This is a genomic window from Noviherbaspirillum sp., assembly GCF_035654295.1.
GTDB lineage: Bacteria > Pseudomonadota > Gammaproteobacteria > Burkholderiales > Burkholderiaceae_D > Noviherbaspirillum.
This window is the reverse complement of record NZ_DASRXF010000017.1, coordinates 1-4,876: the sequence shown is the minus strand read 5'-3', so window position 1 is coordinate 4,876 and position 4,876 is coordinate 1. Positions and strand designations below refer to the sequence as shown.

4 protein-coding genes are annotated in these 4,876 nt (G+C 64.7%); 1 reads left to right on the top strand and 3 read right to left on the bottom strand.

Going from position 1 to position 4,876, the window contains the following annotated elements; translation table 11 throughout:
• The 3 genes from VFF99_RS01795 to VFF99_RS01785 all read right to left on the bottom strand — a co-directional run.
• On the bottom strand, positions 1-262 hold a 262-nt coding region (locus VFF99_RS01795; RefSeq protein ID WP_325014425.1), incomplete at its 3' end, for a MerR family transcriptional regulator.
• Between the two features lie 17 nt (positions 263-279).
• A complete protein-coding gene (locus VFF99_RS01790) occupies positions 280-2,676 on the bottom strand; it encodes a heavy metal translocating P-type ATPase (protein WP_325014423.1) in 2,397 nt (798 codons plus the stop codon).
• A gap of 70 nt (positions 2,677-2,746) precedes the next feature.
• Positions 2,747-3,649, bottom strand: coding sequence for an NAD-dependent epimerase/dehydratase family protein (locus VFF99_RS01785; RefSeq protein ID WP_414691490.1), 903 nt, complete (start codon positions 3,647-3,649; stop codon positions 2,747-2,749).
• A 12-nt stretch (positions 3,650-3,661) separates the two neighbouring features.
• Between VFF99_RS01785 and VFF99_RS01780 the strand changes: the two genes are divergently transcribed.
• Positions 3,662-4,702: a CDP-6-deoxy-delta-3,4-glucoseen reductase gene (locus VFF99_RS01780; protein ID WP_325014419.1), complete on the top strand. Its 1,041-nt coding sequence runs from the start codon at positions 3,662-3,664 to the stop codon at positions 4,700-4,702.
• Positions 4,703-4,876 lie beyond the last annotated feature (174 nt).

Genomic DNA, 4,876 nt, shown 5'->3' with positions numbered 1-4,876 from the left:
GATGCGCGCGTGCAATCGCCTTCACATCCGCACTCGCCCGCTCCGGGTCATGCCACAGCGACAGCAGGTCCTTGATCTGCTCCAGTGAAATCCCGAGGTTGCGCGCGCGCTTGATGAAGCGCAGCGTATGCACGTCGTTCGCGCCGTAGATCCGGTAGCCGGACTCGGTGCGCTTGCCCGCCTTGATCAGGTCGATACTCTCGTAATAGCGGATCATCTTGGCCGTCACGCCGGATGCCTTGGACGCTTCTCCGATGTTCATGATGTGCTCCCTTTCCTTTAATCTGCCGCCTTCCAGCGGCGCAACAGCAATGCATTGGTGATCACGCTGACGGAACTGAATGCCATTGCCGCCCCCGCAAACACGGGATTGAGCAGGCCGAACGCTGCCAGCGGAATGCCGACCAGGTTGTAGATGAATGCCCAGAACAGGTTTTGCCGGATCTTGGTGTAGGTACGGCGCGAGATGTCGATCGCGTCCGGCACCAGCGCCGGTTCGCCGCGCATGAGCGTCACGCCTGCCGCATGCATGGCGACATCGGTGCCGGTCGCCATCGCGATGCCGACGTCGGCCGCGGCCAGCGCGGGCGCATCGTTGATGCCGTCGCCCACCATGGCCACCACCTGACCTTCCCGCTTCAGGCTGTTGACCTTGTCCGCCTTGTCCGAGGGCAGCACTTCGGCAATGACCTGGTCGATGCCGAGCGCGTTGCCCACCGCTGCCGCGCTGCCCTTGTTGTCGCCGGTCAGCAGGACGGTCTTGACGCCGAGGGCATGCAGCCTTGCCACGGTATGCGCTGCAGACTGCTTGATCCGGTCGCCGAAGGCGAGCAGGCCGAGCAGCTGTTTTTCACCGTCATCCAGCATCAGCCAGGAGATGGTGTTGCCCTTGCGCTCGAGTTCGCTGGCGGCTTCCGCGAGCGGCCCGGGCGCGATGTCCGTCTCCTGCAGCAGCCGCGAACTGCCCAGCTTGAGCGCACGTCCCTCGACCACGGCCGAGACGCCGCGCCCGGGCAGCGCCGTCACCTGCGCGGCGGCGGGGATCGCGATGCCTTGCGCCTTGGCTGCTTCTACCACGGCGCGCGCCAGCGGATGTTCGCTGCCCTGTTGCACCGCTGCTGCCAACCGGATCAGCGCATCCTTTGCCATCCCGTGCGGTACCGCATCCGCGAGGGCCGGACGGCCTTCGGTGAGGGTGCCGGTCTTGTCGAAGACCACCGTGGTCACCGCATGCGCCAGTTCGAGCGCTTCCGCGTCCTTGATGAGGATGCCGTGCGAAGCGCCGACGCCGGTGCCCGCCATGATCGCCGCCGGCGTCGCCAGGCCGAGCGCACACGGACAGGCGATGACGAGCACGGCCACCGCGTTGATGATGGCCGTTTCCAGGTCGCCGTTGACGAACCACCAGCCGGCGAAGGTGGCCAGTGCGATCAGCAGGACGACCGGGACGAATACCGCACTGACCTTGTCGACCAGGTGCTGGATGGGCGCCTTCGCCGCCTGTGCGTTTTCCACCAGCCGGATGATGCGCGAGAGCGTGGTTTCGCTGCCGATCGCCGTCGTGCTGATCAGCAGCAAGCCTTCTGCATTGATGGAGCCGCCGGTGACCTTGTCGCCCGGCTGCTTGGCCACCGGCAGGCTCTCGCCCGTGATCAGGGATTCGTCGATGTGGCTGCGTCCATCCTGCACCAAGCCGTCGACGGGCACGCGCTCGCCGGGACGCACGACGACGATGTCACCCAGGCTCACCTGGGCAATCGGGATATCGAGGTCCTGGCCGTCGCGGCGCACGCGTGCCACTTCCGGGCGCAACACTTGCAGCGCACGGATGGCCGCGCTGGTTTGCCGCTTGGCGCGGGCTTCGAGCCACTTGCCGAGCAATACCAGCGTGATGACGACAGCTGCGGCTTCGAAGTAGAGATGCGGCATGCCTTCGTCGCCATAGGCAAGCAATTGATACACGCTCAATCCGTAGGCGGCGCTGGTGCCCAGGGCCACCAGCAAGTCCATGTTCCCGGCGCCGGCCTTCACGGCTTTCCAGCCGGCGCGGTAGAAACGCGCGCCGAGCCAGAACTGGACCGGCGTGGCCAGTGCGAGCTGCATCCATCCGGGCAGCATCCAGTGGAAGCCCGCGAGGTCGAACAGCATCGGAACGATCAGGGGCAGCGACAACAGCGTCGCGATGACAAGCTTCACGAGCTCCATGTCTCGCGGCGCTTGCTGCGGCGCCTGCTCGTCCCGGTGCAGGCGGGCGTGGTAACCCGCTTTCTCGATGGCACGCACCAGTGTATCGGCGTCGACGGTGGAAGCCACGCCGACATGCGCGCTTTCGGTGGCGAGGTTGACGCTCGCATCGAGTACGCCGGGCACCTTGCGCAGGGCTTTCTCTACGCGTCCCACGCAGGAAGCGCAGGTCATGCCCTCCACTTGCAGCGTGATTTCCTGATGGGCAAGCTGGTAGCCGGCCTTTTCGACGGCTTGCTGCAGGGTACCGAAATCGACCGACTTGTCCGCAGTTACCCTTGCGCGTTCCGTGCCGAGATTGACGTCGGCCGCGGAGACGCCGGGGACCGCGCGCAGTGCCTTTTCGACACGCCGCACGCACGATGCGCAAGTCATGCCTTCGATCGGCAGATCCAGTTCATGTGCGGCGGATAGTGTTGTTGCGTTGCTCATGGTGCAATCCTTTATCTCGAGGATGGCTTCATTATTGACCTTACCATGATGGGAAGGTCAAGCACGCAAATCAAGTCTTCGGGAAGATTTTTTCGAGCGCATCCTGGACGCGCGGAAAACGCAGCCGGACGCCGAGTTCGGCGCGCAACCTTTCGTTGGACAACCGGCGCGACTCCGACATGAAGGACAGCAGCACCGGCGACACGGCAGCAGCCAGTTCCCGCCGCGGCAAGCGCGGGGGTCGCGGCAGGCCGGCGCGGTCGGCGACGGCGTCGAAATAGTCACCCATTTTCATGTCCGAATCGTCCACCGCGTGATAGACCCGGCAGGACTGCGCGCGGAACAAGGCAAACGCGATGATGCGTGCAAGGTCGTCGGCGTGGATGTGGTTGGTATACACATCGTCCTCCGGCCGCAGTGCCGGGGTGCCTTTTTGCAAGCGCTCGACCGGCAGGCGGCCGGCGGCGTAAATGCCCGGCACGCGCAGGATGGCGAGGCGGGAACCGGAGCGCCTGGCCCACTTGCGCAGCACGCGCTCGGCATCCGCCCGGCGCCGGGCGCGGGCGTTTTGCGGGGCCAGCGGCCGGGTCTCGTCCACCAGCGCGCCGCCGCAATCGCCGTACACCCCTGTGGTGCTGACGTAAACCATGTTGGCCCGGTCGGGTAAAATGGCGGTCAAATTTCGGGAGCGGCGGTCCGTCAGGCCTTCCGTCTGGGGCGGCGCGAGATGCACGATATGCCGTGCCAGGGACGCCAGCCGCGCGAGGCTTTCCGGCTTGTCCAGATCGGCCACGACGGGAACGGCGCCGGCGGCGCGCAGCTCGGCACGGCGTTCGGGCTGGCTGGTCACCGCGAACACACGGAAGCGGTCGCGCACCAGCGGCAGCAGGCGCATGCCGACATCGCCGCAGCCGATGACCAGCAGGCGCGGCCGGCCGAACTCCCTTGCCGCCATGTTTTCTTTATTTTTCATCATCGGGATTGTATGACTTTCCAAGTAACTGTTCAGCCTAGCGGCCGCACCTTCACCTGCGACGAAGGCGAAACCGTATTGAGCGCGGCGATCCGTGCCGGCGTCGGCTTGCCCTATGGCTGCAAGAACGGCGCCTGCGGCACCTGCAAGGGCAAGCTGCTCGACGGCAGCGTGACGCACAAGGCGCATCAGGAAAAGGCGCTGCCGGTGGCGGAAGAGGAAAAAGGCTATTCGCTGTTCTGCTGTGCGACGCCGCATTCCGACGTCGTGATCGAAGCGCGCGAAGTGCTGGGCGCGGGTGAATTCCCGGTCAAGAAGCTGCCGACCCGGGTCGCCAAGCTGGACAAGGTGGCAGACGACGTCATGGTCGTCTCGCTGCAGTTGCCCGCCAACGAGCGCCTGCAGTACAAGGCCGGCCAGTACATCGAGTTCCTGCTGAAGGACGGCAAGCGGCGCAGCTACAGCATGGCCAATGCGCCGCACCTTGACGAGCACATCACGCTGCACATCCGCCATATGGCCGGAGGCGTGTTCACCGACCATGTATTCAACAACATGAAGGAGCGCGACATCCTGCGTTTCGAAGGGCCGCTGGGCACCTTCTTCCTGCGCGAGGATTCCGACAAGCCGATGGTGCTGCTCGCCTCCGGCACCGGATTCGCGCCGATCAAGGCCATCATCGAGCATGCGATCGACCGGAAGACCGATCGACCGATGGTCCTGTACTGGGGCGGCCGCCGGCCGAAGGACCTGTACATGCATGCGCTGTGCGAGGACTGGGCGCGCACGGTGCCGAATTTCCGCTATGTGCCGGTGGTCTCGGACGCCCAGCCTGAAGACGGCTGGACAGGCCGCACCGGCTTCGTCCACCGCGCGGTGATGGAAGACCTGCCGGACATGTCCGGATATCAGGTCTATGCCTGCGGTGCGCCTGTCATGGTCGACGCGGCCAAGCAGGATTTCGTTGCCCGCTGCAAGCTGCCGGAGGCGGAATTCTATGCCGACGCCTTCACCTCGGAAGCCGATCTGGCCATCGACATGGCCGAAAAATAATTTTTGACGCAGTGCGGAAAACGCCTTACCATCCTTGGTATGAACACAACAGCCAAACTCTTGCGACGCCGTACCCAGCTGCCCCAGCCCGGGAAGCCGTGCGTGTAAGCGTTTGATGCTCACAAAGCCACAGGCCTGCCCTGTGGCTTTTTTTTTGATCTTTGAAGTTATTGT